Source organism: Aeromicrobium sp. P5_D10 (assembly GCF_054049535.1).
The window spans coordinates 73307-91917 of the sequence record NZ_JBFUME010000008.1; the positions used below are offsets into that span (position 1 = coordinate 73307).

Consider the following 18611-nt stretch of genomic DNA (forward strand, 5'->3'; position numbering starts at 1 on the left):
CCTAGGAGCCACAGCAGATCATGCAGTACCCCCTCAACGTCAAAGACTTTCTCGACCGCGCGGTGACGGTGTACCCCGACCGGGTCGCGATCGTCGACGAGCCCGACCAGCCAGGCCCCTCCTGGGGGAGCCTCACCTACGCCCACGTCGATCGCCTGGCGCAGGCGCAGGCGGCCAATCTCGATCGCATGGGCGTCGCGGTGGGAGGTCGGGTCGCCGTGATGTCGCAGAACAGTGCGCGACTGCTGGTGTCGTTCTTCGGGGTCTCCGGCTACGGCCGGGTCCTCGTGCCGATCAACTTCCGGCTGGCGCCGGACGAGGTGCAGTACATCGTCGACCACAGCGGGGCCGAGATCCTCGTGCTCGACCCAGCCTTGCGGCACCTCGTGGAGCAGATCACCGGACCCCGGGTCCTCGTCATCGGCGAGGACGACGACGAGCTCTGGGGCGACGCCGGCGCTCCGACCCCGTGGGAGGGGGATGAGTCGGCGACCGCCACGATCAACTTCACGTCGGGCACGACGGCCCGCCCGAAGGGTGTCGAGCTCACCCATCGCAACCTCTGGCTGAACGCCACGACATTCGGTTGGCAGCTGGGAGTGAACGACGACGACGTCTACCTGCACACGCTGGCCACGTTCCACTGCAACGGCTGGGGCATGCCCTACGCCGTGACCGGCATGGGAGGCAAGCACGTCATCCTGCGTCAGGTCGACGGTCGGGAGATCCTCGAGCGGGTGCAGCAGCAGGGCGTCACGTTGCTGTGTGCCGCTCCGGCGGTGATGCACATGATCCTCGACGCACTGCCCGACTGGGAGGGAGAGGTGCCTGGCAGGGACCGCGTCCGCGTCGTGGTGGCTGGTGCGCCGCCGCCCACCCGCACGATCGAGCGGATTCGTGACGAGCTGGGATGGGAGTTCATCCAGATCTACGGCATGACGGAGTCCTCCCCGCTGCTCACGATGTCGAGGATGCGCCGGGAGTGGCGTGACCTGGCACCGGCGGAGCAGGCGGTGCGACTGGGCCGGGCGGGAGCGCCGGCCGTCGGGGTCCGGGTGCGCATCGACGGCGACGGCGAGGTGCTCGTCCAGTCCAACCACAATCTCGCGCGGTACTGGAACGATCCCGAGGGGACGGCACTGGTGCAGGCGGGCGGCTGGTTGCACACCGGAGACGGCGGCACGATGGAGGACGGCTATCTCACGCTGGTCGACCGCAAGAAGGACATCATCGTGTCCGGTGGGGAGAACGTCTCCTCGATCGAGGTGGAGGACGCCCTGATGTCCCACCCGGGTGTGCGCGAGGCCGCCGTGATCGGCGTCCCGGACGAGCGCTGGGGCGAGCTGGTCACGGCGCTGGTCGTGCTCGCAGACGATGCGGTGACGCGCGAGGAGCTCGTGGCCCACTGCAGGACGCGTCTGGCCGGGTACAAGTGTCCCAAGGCCGTGGAGTTCCGCGACGCCTTCGAGCGGACGTCGACGGGAAAGCTGCAGAAATTCAAGTTGCGTGAGCCCTACTGGGCGGGGCTGTCGCGCGGGGTGAACTGAACCGGTCCCGACTCGCGTCTGGCCGTGTCATGGCCAGTCGACTCCCGCGTCGACACGTCCTCAGAGTCGTGTGCGCGTAGGGTATGGCCATGAGTAGACTTCGACGATTCTCTGTAGATATTCACGCCGAGGCTAGCCGGTGACCGATCTGGCCACCGGACCGACCCCGCGCATCGAGCGCATCGTCGACGAGCTTCGCAACGGCATCGTCTCGGGCAAGTACCTGCCTGAGACCAAGCTGCGAGCAGAGATCCTGGCCGTGGAGCTGGGCGTCAGCCCGACGCCGATCCGCGAGGCGTTCCAGCGCCTCACGGCCGAGGGTCTGGTCAGCTACTCGTCGCAGCGAGGTGTGCGGGTGAGCGCAGCGACGCGTCAGGAGCTCGAGGAGCTGTACGAGCTGCGTCAGGTGCTCGAGCCGTGGGCGCTTCGGCGGAGCATGGCGCATGCCACACCGCAGTTCAAGCGCGACATCCGCGCGCAGCTCAAGGAGCTGAACACCTGGTACCGCCCGCGCAAGAACCCTGCCGACCTGATGAGCCAGGAGTACGAGGAGGTGCACCAGGCGTTCCACCGTTCGCTGCTCGCGGGCTGCGACTCGGCCTGGCTGCTCAAGATCACCCAGATGCTGTCGGCGACCTCGGCGAGGTACCGCAACCTGGCCAACGCGAACTCCCTGCGCGAGCGTGTCCGGGACGAGCACAATAACCTCGCGAGGCTCGTGATGTCCGGTGACGCCGACGCCGCTGCGACGGCGCTGTCGGGGCACCTGAACCTCACGTACGTGCCCGTGGCAGCGGTGCTCGACCACAGCGCTGGCACCACCGGCGCGTGAGCGCCTGAGTGGCGCGGGTCGTTCAGCGCAGGGGATGGACGGGGTCGCCGGCAGTGATGGTGTTGATGGTCTGGCCGAGGCCTTCGACCGTGAGGGTGACGGTGTCGCCGATGCCGAGAGGCGGGTGGGCGTCATAGCCATGGCGGCCCCAGAGCTCGGCGAGGCAGCCCATGCCGCAGGTGCCTGAGCCCAGGACGTCGCCCGCTTTGACCTGGGTTCCGCGGCTGGCGTAGGAGACGAGCTGGGGGAACGTCCAGGCCATGTTGGACACGTTGTCGGTGCCGAGCAGCTCGCCGTTGATGTGGCACTGCATGGTGAGGTCGTAGGTGGACCCGGTGCGGTGGGGTTCGAGCTCGTCTTTGGTGACGAGGTAGGGGCCGAGGGTGGTGGCGGTGTCCTTGCCTTTGGCGGGTCCCAGGCCGACGCGCATCTCCTTGAACTGGACGTCGCGGGCTGACCAGTCGTTGAGGATTGTGTAGCCGATGATGTGGTCTTCTGCTTGTTCGACCGTGAGATTGCGTCCTGGTCTGCCGATGACGGCAGCGACCTCGAGCTCGAGATCGAACAGCTCGCAGCCGGGAGGGAGCGGCACGTCGTCGTGGGGTCCGACCACGGCGTGCGGATTGGTGAAGTAGAACGCCGGGATCTCGAACCACATGTCGTCGGGCTTGGCGCCCAGCCCGGCCAGCTGTGCGGTGCCCTCGATGTGGGTCTGGAACGTGATGAAGTCTCGGATGCTCCGCGGCTCGGGGATGGGGGCTCGCAGAGTGGTGTCCGCACGCTCGAGCACCACGTACGGATCGGACAGTGCTCGCCTGCCTGCCTCGTGGAGCCGCTCCCCGTCATCGCCCAAGAGGTCGATCAGCGCGACGCCCGGCTCGAGCGTCTGCACGGTGTCGTCCGAGACGACGCCGACCAGATCTCCGTGCGCGGCTGTGGTGCAGGTGACGAAACGCATCTGTGACTCTCGATTCTTCGAAGGGGTTCGTGCGACCGCTACTTTGTCACATGCACTCCCCAAAATCTACAGATTAATCTCCAAATATCTATAGATACCTATTGTGCGCCAGATCACAGACTGATAGAAACGACCCTCGACAGGCATTCGGGGACAACTGGTGAGGGCGAACAACGTGATGAGATCTCAGATACTTTCGGTCGCGGCGGCAGGACTGCTGATCGCGGCGCTGACGGCGGCGTGCGGGTCCGGTTCAGAGGCGGGCGGCGGCGGGTCCGGCAACGCCGACGACCTGGCGTCTGCTCAGGCCGCGCTCAAGAAGGGGTACGGCGGCACCGACGGAGACGTGCCCAGCAAAGGTCCGGCCGCGGCCAAGGGGAAGGACCTCTGGATCGTCTCGTGCGGTCAGGCGGCTGAGGGCTGCTCAACCCCCGGTGCAGCTGCCGCCGATGCGGTCAAGGCGATCGGGTGGACCAGCACCACCTGCGACGGCAAGCTCAACCCGACGACGTACGGAGAGTGCGTGCGCAGCGCCACGGCGGCCAAGCCGGACGGCATCCTGCTCATCTCGGTGAGCTGTGACGTCGTGCAGGAACCGCTCAAGGCCGCCAAGGCCGCGGGCATCAAGATCTACGGGATCGACTCGTTCGACTGCGACGAGGGCGGCGGCAAGCCGTTGTTCGACGGCGACATCACGTATCACGGGTACACGTCGATCAAGGATCGCTACCTCAACGGGATCGGCCCCGCCATGGCCAACTACCTCATCGCCAAGCACGACGGAGCGCCGAAGACCTTGCTGCTGCGTGAGGACGATCAGCAGGCGCCGAAGTACATCGCCGACGGCATCGAGAAGGTGCTCGACGATTGCGCGGCGTGCAAGACCTACACGCTGAAGATCAGTCTCCAGGACTTCGCTGACGGCTCCTTCTCGAGCAAGGTGTCGGCGGCGCTCGTGCAGCACCCGGACGTCAACGCGGTCGCTGCACCGTATGACGCGACGGTCAGCCTCGGCGTGGGTCAGGCCGTGCTGAAGGCCGGACGCCCGATCACCCTGACGAGCATGGAGGGTCTGGCATCGAGCATCGCGCTGATCCGCAAGGGCACGCAGACGATGGACGCAGGGTCGCCGGCCGGCTGGGTCGGCTGGGCCGCAATCGACGGGCTCAACCGCATCTTCGCCGGGCAGCCGGATGTCGACTCGGGCATCGGGCTCCAGACGATCGACAAGGATCACAACCTCCCTCCCGAAGGTGAGGCCTACGACGGCAACGTCGGACCTGACGGCAAGCCGCTGCAGGACTACAAGGCGATCTACACGCAGAGCTGGGGACGCTGAGCCATGGCTGTCCTGAGACTCCAAGGCGTGCGAGTGGCCTTCGGGTCGACCCTTGCCCTGGCTGGGGTCGACCTCGACCTGGAACCCGGGCGCGTCCACGCCCTCCTGGGAGGCAACGGCTCGGGCAAGTCGACGTTGATCAAGGTGCTCGCCGGGGTGGTGACGGCCGAGGACGGGCGGCTTGAGCGTGGAGGGCAGGCGATGACCCTCGACGGGTGGAGTGCCGGCGATGCTCATCGGGCGGGAATCCACTTCGTCCACCAAGACCTCGGACTGTTCGCGGAGCACACGGTGGCCGAGAACTTCTCGGGGTCGTCGTGGCCCACGCGCGGACCCCAGATCCGCTGGACGGAGCTGCATGCTCGAGCGCGCAAGGCTCTCGACGCGCTCGAGGTCGGCATCTCGACGAGAGCCGTCGTGGCCTCGCTGAGCCCCGCGCAGCGGGCACTCGTCGCCATCGCCCGCGCGTTCGCCGAGATCGAGAAGCGCGGGAAGCCTGGTGTCCTGGTCCTGGACGAGCCCTCCGCGACCCTGCCCGACCACGAGATGCAGCTGCTCGTGGACCGGGTGCGCAGGATCGCCGCGCAGGGTCACGCCGTGATCTACGTCAGTCACCGGCTGGAGGAGATTCGAGCTGTCGCAGACGACGTCACGGTGTTGCGCGACGGGCACGTGGCGGGGCGCCGCACCGTCGACTCCACGACGGTGCACGACCTCCTGACGCTCGTCGCGGGCGACGAGATGGACCGCGTCTACCCGGCGCACGACCATCAGGTCGGGTCGGAGGTGCGGCTTGCGGTCACCGGCCTGTCGACCGAACGAGTCGAGCGCCTCGACCTGGAGGTCAGGACGGGCGAGATCGTCGGGATCGCCGGCCTCGAGGGCTGCGGCGCGCCGGAGGCGCTTCGGGCGTTGTTCGGGCTCATCCCCTCCAGTGGAACCGTTGCCGTCGACGGGGTGGCGATCGACCATGACGACCCGACCGCCGCGATGGACGCGGGGATCGGCTTCGTCCCGTCCGACCGACTCAACGACGGGGTGCTCACGGGGCTCGGTGTGCACGAGAACGTCAGCGTGGGCTCGCTGCGAGGTTTCTGGCGCCGGGGTCGGTTCGCCACCCACCGGTATCGCGTCGACGCCGAGCGCCTTCTCGACGGTCACGGGGTGAGGCGCCGAAGTGGAAATCCCGACATGTCGACTCTTTCGGGGGGCAACCAGCAGAAGGTCGTGATGGCCCGCTGGCTGCGTCTCTCGCCTCGCGTCCTGCTGCTCGACGACCCCACCCAAGGCGTCGACGTGAAGGCCAAGAGCGAGATCTGGGGTCTCGTCCGGCAGCTCACCGACCACGGGTCGTGCGTCGTCGTCCACAGCACGGACTACGAGGAGCTCGTCGAGATCGCCGACCGGATCGCCGTGATGGCGGAAGGACGTCTCGTGGCGATCCTCGACCACGGGGCGATCGACCGGCCCCGACTGACAGCACTGACCTACACCTCCCCAAGCCAGGATCGAGAAGCCTCATGACGATGACGAACGACACCGCGCCCGACACCCAGCCGACGACGGCTCATGAGTCCGCTCGGGGCTCGCGGGCCGACGGCGCACGGCGCATCGCCGTCGCCGCACTGGAGAAGTACGCCCTGGTGATCCTGGCGGTGGCCATGGCGGTCCTCTTCTCCTCGTTGGCCGAGTCGCGCGAGGCGTTCGCGTCGACGGCCAACATCCAGGCGCTGCTGGGCAACCAATCCGTCGTGGCGCTGATCGCGATCGCGTCGATCATGCCGCTAATCACGGGTCAGATCGACCTGTCGGCGGGTCCCGTCGCAGGTCTGACGGGAGTCGTGGCAGCCGGTCTGTGCTCGTTCCAGGGCATGCCCTTGGTCCCAGCGATGGTGATCGCGGTCCTGGTCGGAGCCTGCATCGGTGCCGTCAACGGGGTGCTCGTGGCCTACCTCGGCGTGGGGGCCATCATCGTCACGCTCGGCACGGCCACCTTGATCCAGGCCGGAGTGTCCTGGTACACCGACGACCAGACGATCGTCTCGGGGATCCCCAGCGGCCTGATCTCGCTGGGCAGCGGCTCATGGCTGGGCGTGCCGCGCGCGGTCTTCTACGTCGTCGCCGTGAGTCTGATCGCGCACTACTTCCTCAGTCAGACCCCTGTCGGTCGACACCTGCACTTCGTGGGGGCGAACGCGCGAGCATCCAGGCTGGTCGGACTCCGCGTCGACCGACTGACCCTGGCCAGCTTCATCACGTCGGGTGTCATCGCTGGGCTGGCGGGCATCCTGCAGGTGGCGCTGGCGGGGAGCGCGAGCCCGCAGGTCGGACCCGGTTTCACGTTGCCCGCTCTTGCGGCCGCCTTTCTGGGTGCCACTGTCATCAGGCCGGGATCGTTCAACGTGCCGGGCACGATCGTCGCGGTGCTGTTCGTGGCCATCGTGGTGAACGGTCTCACGCTGCTCGGGGCGGCAAGCTGGCTGCAGCCCGCCGTCAACGGCGGAAGCCTCTTGGTCGCGGTCGTCATCGCCACTGTCGCAGGACGCCGCAGGGCCTCGGCATGACACGCCGCGACGCGGCGACGTGGTGGCTGGAGGACTTCGAGGTGGGCCAACGGTTCGTCTCGCAGGGACGGACCGTGACGGAGGCCGACATCGTCTCCTTCGCGGGATGGAGCTGGGACACGAACCCGGTACACACCGATGCCGTCCATGCCGCCACCGGACGCTTCGGGGCGCCGATCGCCCATGGCCTGCTGGGCCTCTCGGTCCTGATGGGGCTGGTGTCACGCATCGGCGTCTTCGACGGATGCTCCATCGCTCTGCTCGGCATCGACGAGTGGCGCTTCCTCGCCCCTGTCATGGTCGGCGACACGGTCAGGTGCGAGGTCCAGATCGTGGGTGTCCGGCGCACGAGCAGCGGCGTCTCCGGCGTGCTTGACCGCTCCCTCGTGCTGCTCAACCAGCGCGACGAGTCGGTGCAGGCCGGACGCATCGGACTCATGGTCGCTGCTAGGCCGGACCAGTGACGTCCACCTGCTGCAGACCCACGAAAAACAACTGCAATTTCAGTCAGTATCGCCATCGGTCGAAGGAATGGCTGGCATAGCGAATCGGCATTAGCGCGCCTCCTCGGCCGCTGTTACGTTCGCACTCGGTGCTGCCCGTGAAGGCGCAGACCGACCCCTTTCACGCCTCACGCGACAGGACGACACCATGACCACCAGCAGTGACCAGATGCGCATCTTCGTGACCGGAGGATCCGGTTGGATCGGCTCCGCGGTCGTCGCCGAGCTCGTGGAGCGGGGGCACGCCGTGCTCGGCCTGGCCCGCTCGGCCGCCTCGGCCGAGCGACTCAGCGCGGCAGGCGCCAAGGTGCACCGCGGCTCGCTCGACGACCTCGACAGCCTGCGCGAGGGCGCGGCCCAGGCCGACGGTGTGGCCCACCTGGCCTTTCAGCACGAGATTGCCTTCGCGGGCGACTTCGACACCGCCGCCGCTGCTGACCTGAAGGCGATCGAGGTGTTCGGGGACGTCCTGTCCGAAGGTGGCGGCCCGCTCCTCGTCGCCTCTGGAACGGGCGGGGTGGCGATCGGACAGATGGTCGCCGAGACCGACCGCGGCACACCCGCCGGAGGACCCAGCGAGAGGTTCCGGTCAGAGCAGGTCGCCCTCGACCTGGCCGAGCGCGGAGTGCGATCGGGCGTCGTGCGCTTCGCGACGACGGTCCACGGCTTCGACGATCCCAACTACATCTCGATGATCGCTGCCGCCGCCGTGGCCAACGGTGTCTCCGGATATCTGGGTGACGGCAGCAACCGGTGGCCGGCGGTTCACCGCAGCGACGCTGCGACCCTCGTGGTCGACTTCCTCGAGCGCGGGCAGGCCGGCACGGTGATCCATGCCGTCGGGGAGCAGGGTGTGCCGTTCCGGGAGATCGCCGAGGCGCTCGGGCGGCAGCTCGACCTTCCGTCGCGCGCCCTCAGCGACACGGAGGCGGAGAGTCTCGGGATCCTGCGCGGCTTCGTCGCACTCGACATCCCGGCTTCCAACGAGCTGACGCGCAGGGCCTTGGGCTGGACCCCGACCGGGCCGACCTTGATCGAGGACATCGAGGCTGGCGCTTACACAACCGCCACGTTCGATCGCCAGGGCGCGTGACCGGCCTCCAGAGCCGCGCGGACGTCGGCGAGCAGGTCCGCGCGCTGATCGAGCGTCACGCAGCAGACGACACGCGTATCGAGCCAGCCGAGCGCATCCTGCTCAAAGGTGGCTCGATCCTGTCGATGGACGACCGCGTGGGCGACCTGGCCGTCGGCGACGTGCTGATCGTGGGGGATCGAATCGCCGAGATCGGTCCTTCCCTCTCCGAGGACGGAGCGACGGTCATCGATGCACGTGACCGCATCGTCATGCCGGGATTCTGCGATCCGCACATCCACTGCTGGGAGGGTGCGCTCGGTCGGATCATCCCGGAGAACGTCGCCCAGACCACCACTGACCCGGTCGCCGCCGTCAACGCCGCGCCGACGTCCAGCCGCAGCTACATGCACGCGGCGCACCAGCTGTTCGCCCCGGCCTGCAGGCCCGAGGACATCTACGCCGGCACCCTCGCGACATTGCTGACCGCGCTTGACGGCGGCATCACGACGGTGGTCGACAACATGCACAATGCCCGCTCCCCGGAGCACTCCGACGCCGGTGTCCACGCGATGTTCGACGCCGGTGTGCGGGGTGTGCACGCGGTCGGCTCGCCGCGCTACGGGTTGTGGTCGGAACACCTGCCGAACGATGCGTTCCGGCTGCGTGACACCTTCTTCTCGGCGGACGACCCGATGCGCAGCATGCGGCTCTTCACCGCGGGGCTCGACGACAACACCGAGCTGTTCAGGCTCCGCAAGGACCTCGACGTCTGGATCTCGTTCGACAGCGGCATCGAGACCCAGCCGATCCAGCGGTTCTACGACGAGGGCTGGCTGGACGGGCGCGAGGCGATCAACCACGCGAACTTCCTGTCCGCCGATCAGCGGCAGGCGGTCGTCGACGGGGGCTCCCAGGTCAACGTCTGCCCTCGCATCGAGACGCAGTTCCGGTACGGGCAGGTCCCCTACACGGAGTGGGTGGACCAGGGGCTCCGACCGGGGCTGAGCAACGACAACCCGATGACCTACGGCGTCGACATGTTCAGCGAGATGCGCGCGCTGTACCTGCTCCAGCGGGTCGACGAGCACCGGGGCGGGCCACGTGCGGCATCGCTGCGGGACGTCTTGAGGTCGGCCACGCAGCAGGGCGCTGCCAACGCCGGGCTGGGCGACGTCGTGGGCTCGTTGACGCCGGGCAAGAAGGCCGACATCGTCCTGCTCGACGTCGGACGACTGCCGCTCCTGCCGCGCAACAACGTGCTGTCGACGATCGTCCAGGGAGCAGACATCGGCTCGGTCGACACCGTCATCGTCAACGGCCGGGTTCGCAAGTGGGGAGGCGAGCTGATCGGGCTCGACGCCGCGCGCATGAGACGCCTCGTGGAGGAGTCGCACGACTACCTGCTCGACGCCGTCGGCTGGCCGCACGACGCGATCGACTTCGATGACTGATCGTCGCTCCCACCCATCTGCACATCACCTGCGAGAGGCACCTCGATGACCTTCAGCTTCAGACGCGTCGTCACCGCTCACGACGACGAGGGACGCGCAGTCGTCGCGTCGGACGAGATCGTGGACTCGGAGCCGCGGCTGCCCGGCTACGAGGCCAAGGTCGTCTGGTGCACCAGCCAGTTCCCGCCGAGCAACGACGCGGACGCTTTCGACGACGGGATGCCGGGGCCCCCAGGCACGCGGGTGCTGTTCCGCACTGCCGAGTTCTCGCCCGAGGAGTTCGACACCCCGAGCATGCACCGCACGGAGACGCAGGACATCGCCCTGATCTTGTCGGGTCAGCTGGACATGGTGCTCGACAGCGGCGACGTCGTGGAGAGCCTCGGGCCCGGCGACTTCGTGATCCAGCGCGGAACGATGCACGAGTGGGTCCCGCGCGGCGCCGAACCCATCCGGCTGCTGTTCGTGCTGATGGACTCACCGCCGGTGCGCATCGGCGACCTGGTGCTGGGTGACGACCTGTCGGCCCTCGGAGGTGCCGTGTCGCCGATGCCGAGAGCAGACGATGCGACCGGCTGAGCCGGTGCCGTTCACGGCCATCGACGTGCACGCCCATGTCGTCGGACGCGACACCCGGTTCGCTGACGAGGACGCTCCGCACCTGGTCGTCGAGTCGGGCGAGGGCGCGATCGTCCGTGGAGGCATGGTCCTGCGGACGCTGGCACCTGGTGCGTGGGACGTGACCGCGCGCCTCGCCGAGCTGGACTCGGCTGGCGTGTCGCACCAGGTGGTCTCGCCGTTCCCCGTGTTCATGGAGCATGCGTGGACGGCCGATCCCTCCTACGCTCGCGATGTCAACGACTCGATCGCCGCGGCGGTGGACGAATCGGGCGGCCGACTCATCGGCCTCGGATGCCTGCCTCGGCAGGAGCCGGAGACCGAGCTCGCTCGTTGCCTCGCGATGGGGCTGCGCGGAGTTCTCGTGGGCACGCGCATGGGCGGGCTCGATCTCGACGAGCCGGCCGTCGCCGGACTGTGGGCCGCCTGCGAGCGACTCGACGCCTGTGTGTTCGTGCACCCGGTGGAGGGCGGACGCGGTGTCGTGCGCCGAGGCGGTGCGCCTTTCGACGTCGGCATGGGGATGCTGGTCGACACGGGTCTGGCGGCAGCGGCCCTCGTGCTTGGCGGGGTCCTTGCCCGTCACCCCGCGCTGCGGGTGGCGCTCGCCCACGGTGGCGGCACCTATCCGTGGGTCTACCCGAGACTCCGTCTTGCCGCCGAGCAGAGCGGCATCGCCGACGGCGACTGGTCCGCGGCAACCGCCAGGCTCTACGCCGACTCGATCCTGCTCGACCCGGTCCATCTCGGGCTCGTCGAGCACCGACTGGGGCCGAGTCGGCTGATGCTCGGGAGCGACGCCCCTTTCTTTCCCGTGGCCGACGCCCTCGCCGCCGTCGACGATGCCCTTGCCTCGGGCGCCTTGCGGGCCACGACCAGGGCCGACCTTCTGGTGGCCAACGCCTCACATTTCCTGGGCCTGCCGCCCTCCGACCATCATTCAAGGAGAGTCAGATGAACCAGATGTCGGTCGTCCTCGACGACGCAAGCTTCCTCGAGGGCTCACGCTGGCTGGACGACCGCGTGTGGTTGAGCGACTGCTACACGCAGCGTGTGCTGAGCGTCCGTGAGGACGGGAGCGACCGCCGCGTCGAGCTCGCGGTCCCGGGCAATCCTTCAGGCCTGGGCAGGTTGCCGGACGGACGACTGCTGGCGGTCTCGATGCAGGATCAGCGCATTGTCAGGCGTGAGCACGACGGCACCGTCGTCACCCACGCCGATCTGAAGGGGCTGGCCAAGTGGCAGATCAACGACATGGCGGTCGATCCCCAGGGCCGCTGCTGGGTCGGGTGCTTCGGATTCGACATCACGAACGGCGCACCGATGGAAGGTGCTGTCGTGATCCGGGTCGATCCGGACGGAGGCGCCGCCGTCGTGGCGGACGACCTGTGGTGCCCGAACGGCTCGGTCTGCGACGGCGAGACGCTGATCGTCGCTGAGTTCCTCGGCAACTGCCTGACGGCGTTCGACGTCTCCACCGACGGCTCGCTGTCGAACCGGCGTGAGTGGGCGCGGTTCGGCGAGATGCCTGCGACCCGCGACATGGGCGAGATCTCGCCATTGCTGCACGTCACTCCGGACGGCATCTCCGAGCCTGACGCCGAGGGTGCGATCTGGGTCGCGGACCCGTTCCATCACAGAACCCTGCGGGTGCGCGAGGGAGGCGAGGTGCTGCAGGAGATCACGGTCGACGACGGCCAGATCTTCGACGTGACCCTAGGCGGTGCTGACGGTCGCACCCTGTTTCTTGCTGTCTCGCCAAGCTTTCTGGAGAGCGAGCGCGGCCACACCCGTGACTCCACGCTTCGCTCCGTCCGCGTCGAGGTGCCGCTCGCATGAGCGCCGGGTCCCTACGCGGCGCCACGGCGATCGTGACCGGGGGCGGCTCCGCCGACGAGGGTATCGGCAACGGGCGCGCCGCGGCCATCAGGTTGGCCGACGAGGGGGCCACGGTGGCCGTCCTCGACGTCGGCGCCTCCGCGCGCGTCACCGTCGACATGATCGTGCAGAGGGGCGGCCGGGCCTCCGCACACGTATGCGACGTGACCGATCCGGCCCAGGTGCGTTCCGTCGTCGACCACGTCGCTGCCGTCACCGGTCAGGTCGACGTGCTGTTCAACAACGTCGGTGTCGCCGGCCCCCCGGGGAGCGTCGTCGATGTCGACCTTGCCGGCTGGGAGCGCTGCCTGTCGATCAACCTGACCTCGATGGTGATCGTCTCGCGCTTCGTCATCCCCTACATGGCGGCCGGCGATGGTGGCTCGATCGTCAACATGTCGTCCCTCGCGGGACTGCGGGGTGGACATGCCGGCATCGCGTACGCGACCACGAAGGGCGCCGTCGTGAACCTGACCCGAGCCATGGCCAGCCAGCACGGCCGACAGGGAATCAGGGTGAACGCCGTGGCCCCGGGCCTCGTCCACACACCCATGGTGTCGACCAGGTCGGGACCTGATGCGGGCTTCAGGACGAGGCGGGCAGAGCTCAACGTTCTCGGCACAGAGGGCACGGCCTGGGACGTCGCGGAGGCCGTGCTGTACCTGGCCGGCCCCGCGGCACGGTGGGTCACGGGCACGGTACTGCCGGTCGACGCGGGTGCGTCGTCGCACTCCGAGGCGATCCAGGTGTCCGTCACGGACGACGGCTCGACGCCCGTCCCGGTGAGGGGCTGAGGAGCAATGACCGATCACACCTCGGGAGCTTCTCTGCTGAGTCGGTGGACCGAAGCGGTCGCCGCGGATCCCCAAGCGCCCTTCCTGATCTGGGAGGACCCCGACGGCCACGTCTACACCTACTCGTACGGGGAGTTCGACCAGATCGTCGACTCCACCGTCGACGTGCTGCGGCAGAACGGCGCTCGGGAGGGCAGTCGTGCCCAGCTGTCGTTGGCCAACTCGCCCCAGTTCGTCGCGATCTGGCTCGCGGCCGTCAAGATCGGTGCCGTGATCGTGCCCACCGACCCGCGAGGCACGTCGGCCGAGTTCGCCCGGCAGCTGGCCGTGGTGCGGCCGGAGCTCGTGGTGACCAGCTCGGACAACGCGGCGAGGGTGGCCGAGGCTGTCGGATCCTCTGGCCAGCGCCCTTCCACGATCGTCCTCGACGAGCGCGACAGCGCCCTGCCGAGACGGGCTCCGCGGGCGGCGACGTCGACCGACCCGGTGCCGAACGGCGACACCCCCGCTGCGGTGCTCTTCACGTCAGGCACGACCTCGGCGCCGAAGGGCGCCGTGGTGACCCAGGCCAACTTCGCCCGGGCTGGCGACGTCATGGCTGCTGCCGCGGCGATGAGGCCGTCCGATCGGATGCTGGTGGTCCTGCCCCTGTTCCACGCCAACGCGCAGTACTACTCGTTCGCGGCGGCCATCTGCTCCGGCGCATCGGTGGCTCTCACGTCGGCCTTCTCGGCCACCCGCTTCCTCGAACAGGCGGCGAGATTGGAAGCGACCTGTGCGAGCCTTTTCGCGGCACCAATCAAGATGATCCTCGCCCGCGCGAGGCGCCCAGAGCAGCCGCTCAGGCTGCGCCACGTCTGGTACGCCCAGGGTATCCCTCACGAGCAGTACGAGGAGTTCGCCGGGCTGGTCGGATGCCGGCCCCGGCAGCTCTACGGGATGACCGAGACGATCGTCGCGCCGATCACGAACCGGGCGCTGCACCCGCGTCACGACTGCCTGGGCGAGCCCACGCTGGGTGCCGCGGTGGCGCTGCGGGATCCGTTGAGTGGCGGGCCAGTGACGGTGGGCGGCGTCGGTGAAATCGTCGTGAAGGGCGTTCCGGGGCGTGACATCTTCCTGGGCTACCTGGCGGACGACGGGGTCGCTTCACCGCTGCGGGACGGCTGGTTCCACACGGGCGACCTCGCCCGCACCGACGCCGACGGCTTGTACTGGTTCGTGGGACGACGGGGCGACATGCTCAAGGTCAGCGGCGAGAACGTGTCGACCGTCGAGGTCGAGGACGTCATTTCGTCGCACCCCGGTGTCCTTGAGACCGCCGTCGTCGGGGCTCCGGACGAGATCCGCGACGAGGTGCCGGTCGCCTTCGTCGTCCTTCGCGACCCCTCCGTCACGATCGACGAGATCGCGCAGTGGTGCGAGGCGAGGCTGGCGCCGTCGAAGCGACCGCGGGAGATCATGATCACGGACACACTGCCTCGGACGTCGGTGGGCAAGATCCGCAAGTTTGCCCTCAAGACCGGTGCCAAGGCCGCGCCTTGACCGACGTGCGGAGCGCGAACGCGGCGTCCTCGGGGGTCGGCCTCCAGGGGTGCAGCTGGTCGCCTGGCTGGGTGCGAGCCCGATCATCACTACGACTAGAGGGCCGGAGACGACGGATGTCCTCAGATCGTTGGGGCTGACCGCGTGATCGTCGTAGACGACGGCCGATTCGCGCAGGCGGTCCGGCAGGTCGCGGGCTGCGGCACAGGGGTCGACGTCATCTCGACCACGTCGGCGGCCCGTACCTTGCCGAGAACACCCGATTGTCGCGCAGTAGGACACAATGAGCAGAAGGAAGGCTGAGGCCAGACTGATCGAGATCGGGTGAAGCGAGTTCGCCTCAAGAGACTCGCCGCCTTTAACTCTCATAATTGCGAACCTCTTCAGCTCTGAGTCATTGCGAAGACCACGACGATTCCGGCGACACCGTCGGCGTTGCGCAACGAGAAGGCGAACGCGGGAACTAAACCGATGGTGAACTCTGCCACGGTCGCGTGAACTATCACGGCCAGGCCGATCGTTCCGGTGACAGCGCTCGGGTGAGGGAATGTCCGAAAATCGGGGGAACGTGACGACGGGTGCTCTCTTGCAGAAGATGACGTCCGAGGGCTGGCGGATGCCGCTGTCTGCACCTGTCGCGAGCCCCTGGAGTCTGCGCATTAGGCTTCAGGTGTGAGCCGCCGATCCCATGCAAAGACCCGGGAGTTCGCTTCCCCCTTCGGCTGGCCGGCGACCATCGATACTGCCGGAGTGGTGACAGTCTTTGATACTGCCGGGCAGGTGCGAGCGACGTATCAGGGCGGCGTCGGCAAGTACTCGGGCCCGAATCTGTCGGGGGGCGGCACCCACACCATCCGACTGCCTGAGGGCGACGTCGTGCTGAACAACGGGGCAAAGAAAGCCACGCGGCGCCACACCCACAACGGTCACCTCGATCTGCACGGACGGCACTACGAGTTCCTGCACACCAGGCGGTGGAAAACCGAAGTGCGCTGCGAGGGCGTGCGGGTCGCGTTGCTGCGCCGCCGGTCCAGCCGGACCTTCAAGATCCGGGTCAATGCCATCCGCGACGAGACGGATCTGCTTGCCACCGTGCTGTGTTGGTACGCCGTCCGGCCAGGTCGCCAGGGTGCGATCGCGTCGGCATTCGACGGACTCTGACCAGACCAACTGCGTGCCACGACGCCGATTTTGGTAGTCGGGCATTGCTGACATATCGACGGTTGCGGACGTCGCCTTCGCTTCGAATCTGGGCTACATGGTGTGCGTGGTGCCGGCACGCACCGGAATATCCCCTCCCCGCTGATCATTGAAACCTGTATGACGAGGCATGGCGAGTACAAGGTCCCTGGCGGCAAGCTCGTGGTCGTTGATCTTCAGGTGATCGACGGTGTCATCCGCGACGTCGTGCTGAGCGGAGACTTCTTCCTGGAGCCTGACGAGGCACTCGGCGACATGTCGAACGCCCTTGAGGGTCGGTCGGCCGAGGCAAGTCTCGGCGAGCTTGTACAGACGGTCGACCGCGCTCGTGGTGACGCGGTGATGGTGGGTTTTGATCCGGCGGCCGTCGCGCACGCCGTGCTCCGCGCCCTCGGCCGATCGACCGCGTGGCACGACCACGACTTCGAGCTGCTCGTCGCCGGCCCACAGCACCCGCCGATGCAGATGGCGATCGACGAGGTCGTGGCGCGGCAGGTCGGGGAGGGCGTACGTCCCCCGACTCTGCGCGTCTGGGAGTGGGCGTCCAATGCCGTGATCATCGGGTCATTCCAGTCGCTGTCCAACGAGGTCGACGTCGAGGCGGCGACCCGTCACGACGCCACGGTCGTGCGACGCATCTCCGGTGGCGGCGCGATGTTCGTCGAGCCGGGCAACACCATCACGTACTCGCTCTATGTTCCGGCGACCCTGGTCGAGGGGCTGTCGTTCGCCGACTCGTACACCTTCCTCGACGCGTGGGTGATCCGGGCGCTGCGAGAGCTGGGCGTCGATGCGAGCTACGTCCCGCTCAACGACATCGCCTCGCCGCTCGGCAAGATCGGCGGTGCCGCCCAGAAGCGTCTGGCGAGCGGGGCCGTGCTGCACCACGTCACGATGTCGTACGACATGGACGCCGCGAAGATGCTCGACATCTTGCGGATCGGTCGCGAGAAGCTCAGCGACAAGGGGCACGTCAGCGCGGCGAAGCGGGTCGATCCCATCCGCAGTCAGACGGGCCTGAGCCGGGAGAAGGTCGTCGATGCGATGCTCGAGCACTTCCGCATGAGCTACGGCCTGACGGAGACGCAGATCGACGAGACGACTCTGGACGAGGCGCAGGCGCTGGCCCAGACCAAATACGTGGATCCGGCCTGGACCGCCCGCGTCCCCTGACCCAGAACCCGCTCGAGACGTGGCATGACGTTGCTTGCCCGCCATCTCACCGCCGTGTTAGCGTTCCGGCGAATCGTGATCTATCTGTAGGAGGTGGGACCCCATGAACGCAGTATCCACAGTGGGCGCTCCCCTGCAGTCCACGATTGTGCGACTGAGTTAGTCGCCATGGGGAGTGCCCGATACGCAATGTGCGAAAGGCAATCCCATGAACACAACACCTTCTACTCCGCAGTTCACGACTCGTGAGCGAGCGTTGGTCCTGGGTGGCGGCGGATCGACCGGCAACGCGTGGCTGATCGGCATCATCGCCGGCCTGTTCGATGCCGGGCTCGACGTGACCACTGCTGACCTGACGATCGGGACATCGGCCGGATCCACCGCCGTTGCTCAGATAGCTGGCGCGCCCCCGTCCGAGCTGTTCACCGCCACTCAGGAACAGCAGGCCCCAGCCAGATCTGGGCAACGGCCGACTGGGCAGACGACAGATCACCTCGAGAGGTTCCGCAAGATCATCGCCTCCTCCGAGGATGTGGCCGATATGCGGCGCCGAATGGGTGCGATGGCGTTGGTCAGGGAGGCGGAGTCGGATGGCGCTTGGCAGACGCAATGGCGCAACATCGTCGCCTCGCGGTTGCCGAGTGACCGTTGGCCAGAACGTCCGGTGCTCATCACCGCGGTCGACGCCAACACCGGCGATCCAGTGGCGTTCGACCGGCGCAGCGGGGTCGATCTGGTGGACGCTGTGGCCGCGAGCTGCGCCGGCGGTGGACTTCCCTACCGGATCGGCGGCACGCCCTATATCGATGGCGGCTATCGGGCCAACGCCGAGAATGCCGACCTGGCTGCTGGTTGCAAGCGGGTCCTGGTGCTGTCTCCGCTCGGTGGTCGAACGCTGCATCCGTTGGAATGGGGTACGCAACTCGCAGCACAGGTCGACGCGCTCCGGGCAGGTGGCAGCCAGGTCGAGACGGTCGTCCCGGATACCGATGCTGAGCACATGTTCGGCGCCAATGCGATGGATCTGTCGCTGCGACGACCCGCCGCCCAGGCCGGTTACGACCAAGGTCAGGCGCTCGCCGACCGACTCACCGAGGTGTTCCGGGGGAGCCCAGATAGACAGTGACCCACGCC

At 67.8% G+C, this 18611-nt stretch carries 18 protein-coding genes; 17 read left to right on the forward strand and 1 reads right to left on the reverse strand.

The window, feature by feature from the left end; genetic code table 11:
* Positions 1-20: 20 nt before the first annotated feature.
* Both ACXJKC_RS15780 and ACXJKC_RS15785 read left to right on the forward strand, forming a co-directional pair.
* Positions 21-1547: an AMP-binding protein gene (locus ACXJKC_RS15780; RefSeq protein ID WP_456697694.1), complete on the forward strand. Its 1527-nt coding sequence runs from the start codon at positions 21-23 to the stop codon at positions 1545-1547.
* Between the two features lie 139 nt (positions 1548-1686).
* On the forward strand, positions 1687-2379 hold the full coding sequence (locus ACXJKC_RS15785; RefSeq protein ID WP_456697695.1) for a GntR family transcriptional regulator: 693 nt from the start codon (positions 1687-1689) through the stop codon (positions 2377-2379).
* A gap of 22 nt (positions 2380-2401) precedes the next feature.
* Here ACXJKC_RS15785 and ACXJKC_RS15790 read toward each other — a convergent pair whose 3' ends face one another.
* Entirely contained in the window at positions 2402-3337 is a 936-nt protein-coding gene (locus ACXJKC_RS15790) for a fumarylacetoacetate hydrolase family protein (RefSeq protein ID WP_456697696.1), read from the reverse strand.
* 178 nt (positions 3338-3515) lie between these two features.
* On the opposite strand from ACXJKC_RS15790, the gene ACXJKC_RS15795 reads away from it, so the two are divergent.
* The 15 genes from ACXJKC_RS15795 (at position 3516) to ACXJKC_RS15865 (ending at position 18603) form a co-directional block, all read left to right on the forward strand.
* Entirely contained in the window at positions 3516-4676 is a 1161-nt protein-coding gene (locus ACXJKC_RS15795) for a sugar ABC transporter substrate-binding protein (RefSeq protein ID WP_456697940.1), read from the forward strand.
* Positions 4677-4679: 3 nt separating this feature from the next.
* The gene (locus ACXJKC_RS15800; RefSeq protein ID WP_456697697.1) at positions 4680-6200 is read left to right on the forward strand and encodes a sugar ABC transporter ATP-binding protein; all 1521 of its coding nucleotides are present in this window, start codon (positions 4680-4682) and stop codon (positions 6198-6200) included.
* Positions 6197-7240, forward strand: coding sequence for an ABC transporter permease (locus ACXJKC_RS15805; protein ID WP_456697698.1), 1044 nt, complete (start codon positions 6197-6199; stop codon positions 7238-7240). The genes ACXJKC_RS15800 and ACXJKC_RS15805 overlap by 4 nt, the downstream gene beginning before the upstream one ends.
* Positions 7237-7704, forward strand: coding sequence for a MaoC/PaaZ C-terminal domain-containing protein (locus ACXJKC_RS15810; RefSeq protein WP_456697699.1), 468 nt, complete (start codon positions 7237-7239; stop codon positions 7702-7704). The genes ACXJKC_RS15805 and ACXJKC_RS15810 overlap by 4 nt, the downstream gene beginning before the upstream one ends.
* 187 nt (positions 7705-7891) lie before the next feature.
* Positions 7892-8836, forward strand: coding sequence for an SDR family oxidoreductase (locus ACXJKC_RS15815; RefSeq protein ID WP_456697700.1), 945 nt, complete (start codon positions 7892-7894; stop codon positions 8834-8836).
* Positions 8833-10269, forward strand: a complete 1437-nt coding sequence (locus ACXJKC_RS15820; protein ID WP_456697701.1) for an amidohydrolase family protein — start codon at positions 8833-8835, stop codon at positions 10267-10269. Before ACXJKC_RS15815 ends, ACXJKC_RS15820 begins: the two co-directional genes overlap by 4 nt.
* A gap of 45 nt (positions 10270-10314) precedes the next feature.
* On the forward strand, positions 10315-10848 hold the full coding sequence (locus tag ACXJKC_RS15825; RefSeq protein ID WP_456697702.1) for a cupin domain-containing protein: 534 nt from the start codon (positions 10315-10317) through the stop codon (positions 10846-10848).
* Positions 10835-11845 (forward strand): amidohydrolase family protein, encoded by a 1011-nt coding sequence (locus tag ACXJKC_RS15830; RefSeq protein WP_456697703.1) that lies wholly within the window; start codon positions 10835-10837, stop codon positions 11843-11845. Before ACXJKC_RS15825 ends, ACXJKC_RS15830 begins: the two co-directional genes overlap by 14 nt.
* The gene (locus tag ACXJKC_RS15835) at positions 11842-12726 is read left to right on the forward strand and encodes an SMP-30/gluconolactonase/LRE family protein (RefSeq protein ID WP_456697704.1); all 885 of its coding nucleotides are present in this window, start codon (positions 11842-11844) and stop codon (positions 12724-12726) included. The genes ACXJKC_RS15830 and ACXJKC_RS15835 overlap by 4 nt, the downstream gene beginning before the upstream one ends.
* Positions 12723-13559, forward strand: a complete 837-nt coding sequence (locus ACXJKC_RS15840) for an SDR family NAD(P)-dependent oxidoreductase (protein ID WP_456697705.1) — start codon at positions 12723-12725, stop codon at positions 13557-13559. The genes ACXJKC_RS15835 and ACXJKC_RS15840 overlap by 4 nt, the downstream gene beginning before the upstream one ends.
* Before the next feature lie 6 nt (positions 13560-13565).
* Positions 13566-15104 carry a class I adenylate-forming enzyme family protein gene (locus ACXJKC_RS15845; RefSeq protein ID WP_456697706.1) on the forward strand — a complete coding sequence of 513 codons (1539 nt, stop codon included), beginning with the start codon at positions 13566-13568 and terminating at the stop codon, positions 15102-15104.
* A 144-nt stretch (positions 15105-15248) separates the two neighbouring features.
* On the forward strand, positions 15249-15407 hold the full coding sequence (locus tag ACXJKC_RS15850) for a hypothetical protein (protein ID WP_456697707.1): 159 nt from the start codon (positions 15249-15251) through the stop codon (positions 15405-15407).
* Between the two features lie 369 nt (positions 15408-15776).
* Complete coding sequence (locus ACXJKC_RS15855) at positions 15777-16265, forward strand: hypothetical protein (RefSeq protein WP_456697708.1); 489 nt, start codon at positions 15777-15779, stop codon at positions 16263-16265.
* A gap of 159 nt (positions 16266-16424) precedes the next feature.
* Positions 16425-17477, forward strand: coding sequence for a lipoate--protein ligase family protein (locus ACXJKC_RS15860; RefSeq protein ID WP_456697709.1), 1053 nt, complete (start codon positions 16425-16427; stop codon positions 17475-17477).
* 208 nt (positions 17478-17685) lie between these two features.
* Positions 17686-18603 carry a patatin-like phospholipase family protein gene (locus tag ACXJKC_RS15865; protein ID WP_456697710.1) on the forward strand — a complete coding sequence of 306 codons (918 nt, stop codon included), beginning with the start codon at positions 17686-17688 and terminating at the stop codon, positions 18601-18603.
* Positions 18604-18611 lie beyond the last annotated feature (8 nt).

Bases quoted from the DNA above. Each gene is read 5' to 3' on its own strand.
- ACXJKC_RS15780 (WP_456697694.1), top strand. From the start codon at position 21: ATGCAGTACCCCCTCAACGTCAAAGACTTTCTCGACCGCGCGGTGACG.
- ACXJKC_RS15790 (WP_456697696.1), bottom strand. From the start codon at position 3,337: ATGCGTTTCGTCACCTGCACCACAGCCGCGCACGGAGATCTGGTCGGC.
- ACXJKC_RS15795 (WP_456697940.1), top strand. From the start codon at position 3,516: ATGAGATCTCAGATACTTTCGGTCGCGGCGGCAGGACTGCTGATCGCG.
- ACXJKC_RS15800 (WP_456697697.1), top strand. From the start codon at position 4,680: ATGGCTGTCCTGAGACTCCAAGGCGTGCGAGTGGCCTTCGGGTCGACC.
- ACXJKC_RS15805 (WP_456697698.1), top strand. From the start codon at position 6,197: ATGACGATGACGAACGACACCGCGCCCGACACCCAGCCGACGACGGCT.
- ACXJKC_RS15810 (WP_456697699.1), top strand. From the start codon at position 7,237: ATGACACGCCGCGACGCGGCGACGTGGTGGCTGGAGGACTTCGAGGTG.
- ACXJKC_RS15815 (WP_456697700.1), top strand. From the start codon at position 7,892: ATGACCACCAGCAGTGACCAGATGCGCATCTTCGTGACCGGAGGATCC.
- ACXJKC_RS15825 (WP_456697702.1), top strand. From the start codon at position 10,315: ATGACCTTCAGCTTCAGACGCGTCGTCACCGCTCACGACGACGAGGGA.
- ACXJKC_RS15830 (WP_456697703.1), top strand. From the start codon at position 10,835: ATGCGACCGGCTGAGCCGGTGCCGTTCACGGCCATCGACGTGCACGCC.
- ACXJKC_RS15835 (WP_456697704.1), top strand. From the start codon at position 11,842: ATGAACCAGATGTCGGTCGTCCTCGACGACGCAAGCTTCCTCGAGGGC.
- ACXJKC_RS15840 (WP_456697705.1), top strand. From the start codon at position 12,723: ATGAGCGCCGGGTCCCTACGCGGCGCCACGGCGATCGTGACCGGGGGC.
- ACXJKC_RS15845 (WP_456697706.1), top strand. From the start codon at position 13,566: ATGACCGATCACACCTCGGGAGCTTCTCTGCTGAGTCGGTGGACCGAA.
- ACXJKC_RS15860 (WP_456697709.1), top strand. From the start codon at position 16,425: ATGACGAGGCATGGCGAGTACAAGGTCCCTGGCGGCAAGCTCGTGGTC.
- ACXJKC_RS15865 (WP_456697710.1), top strand. From the start codon at position 17,686: ATGAACACAACACCTTCTACTCCGCAGTTCACGACTCGTGAGCGAGCG.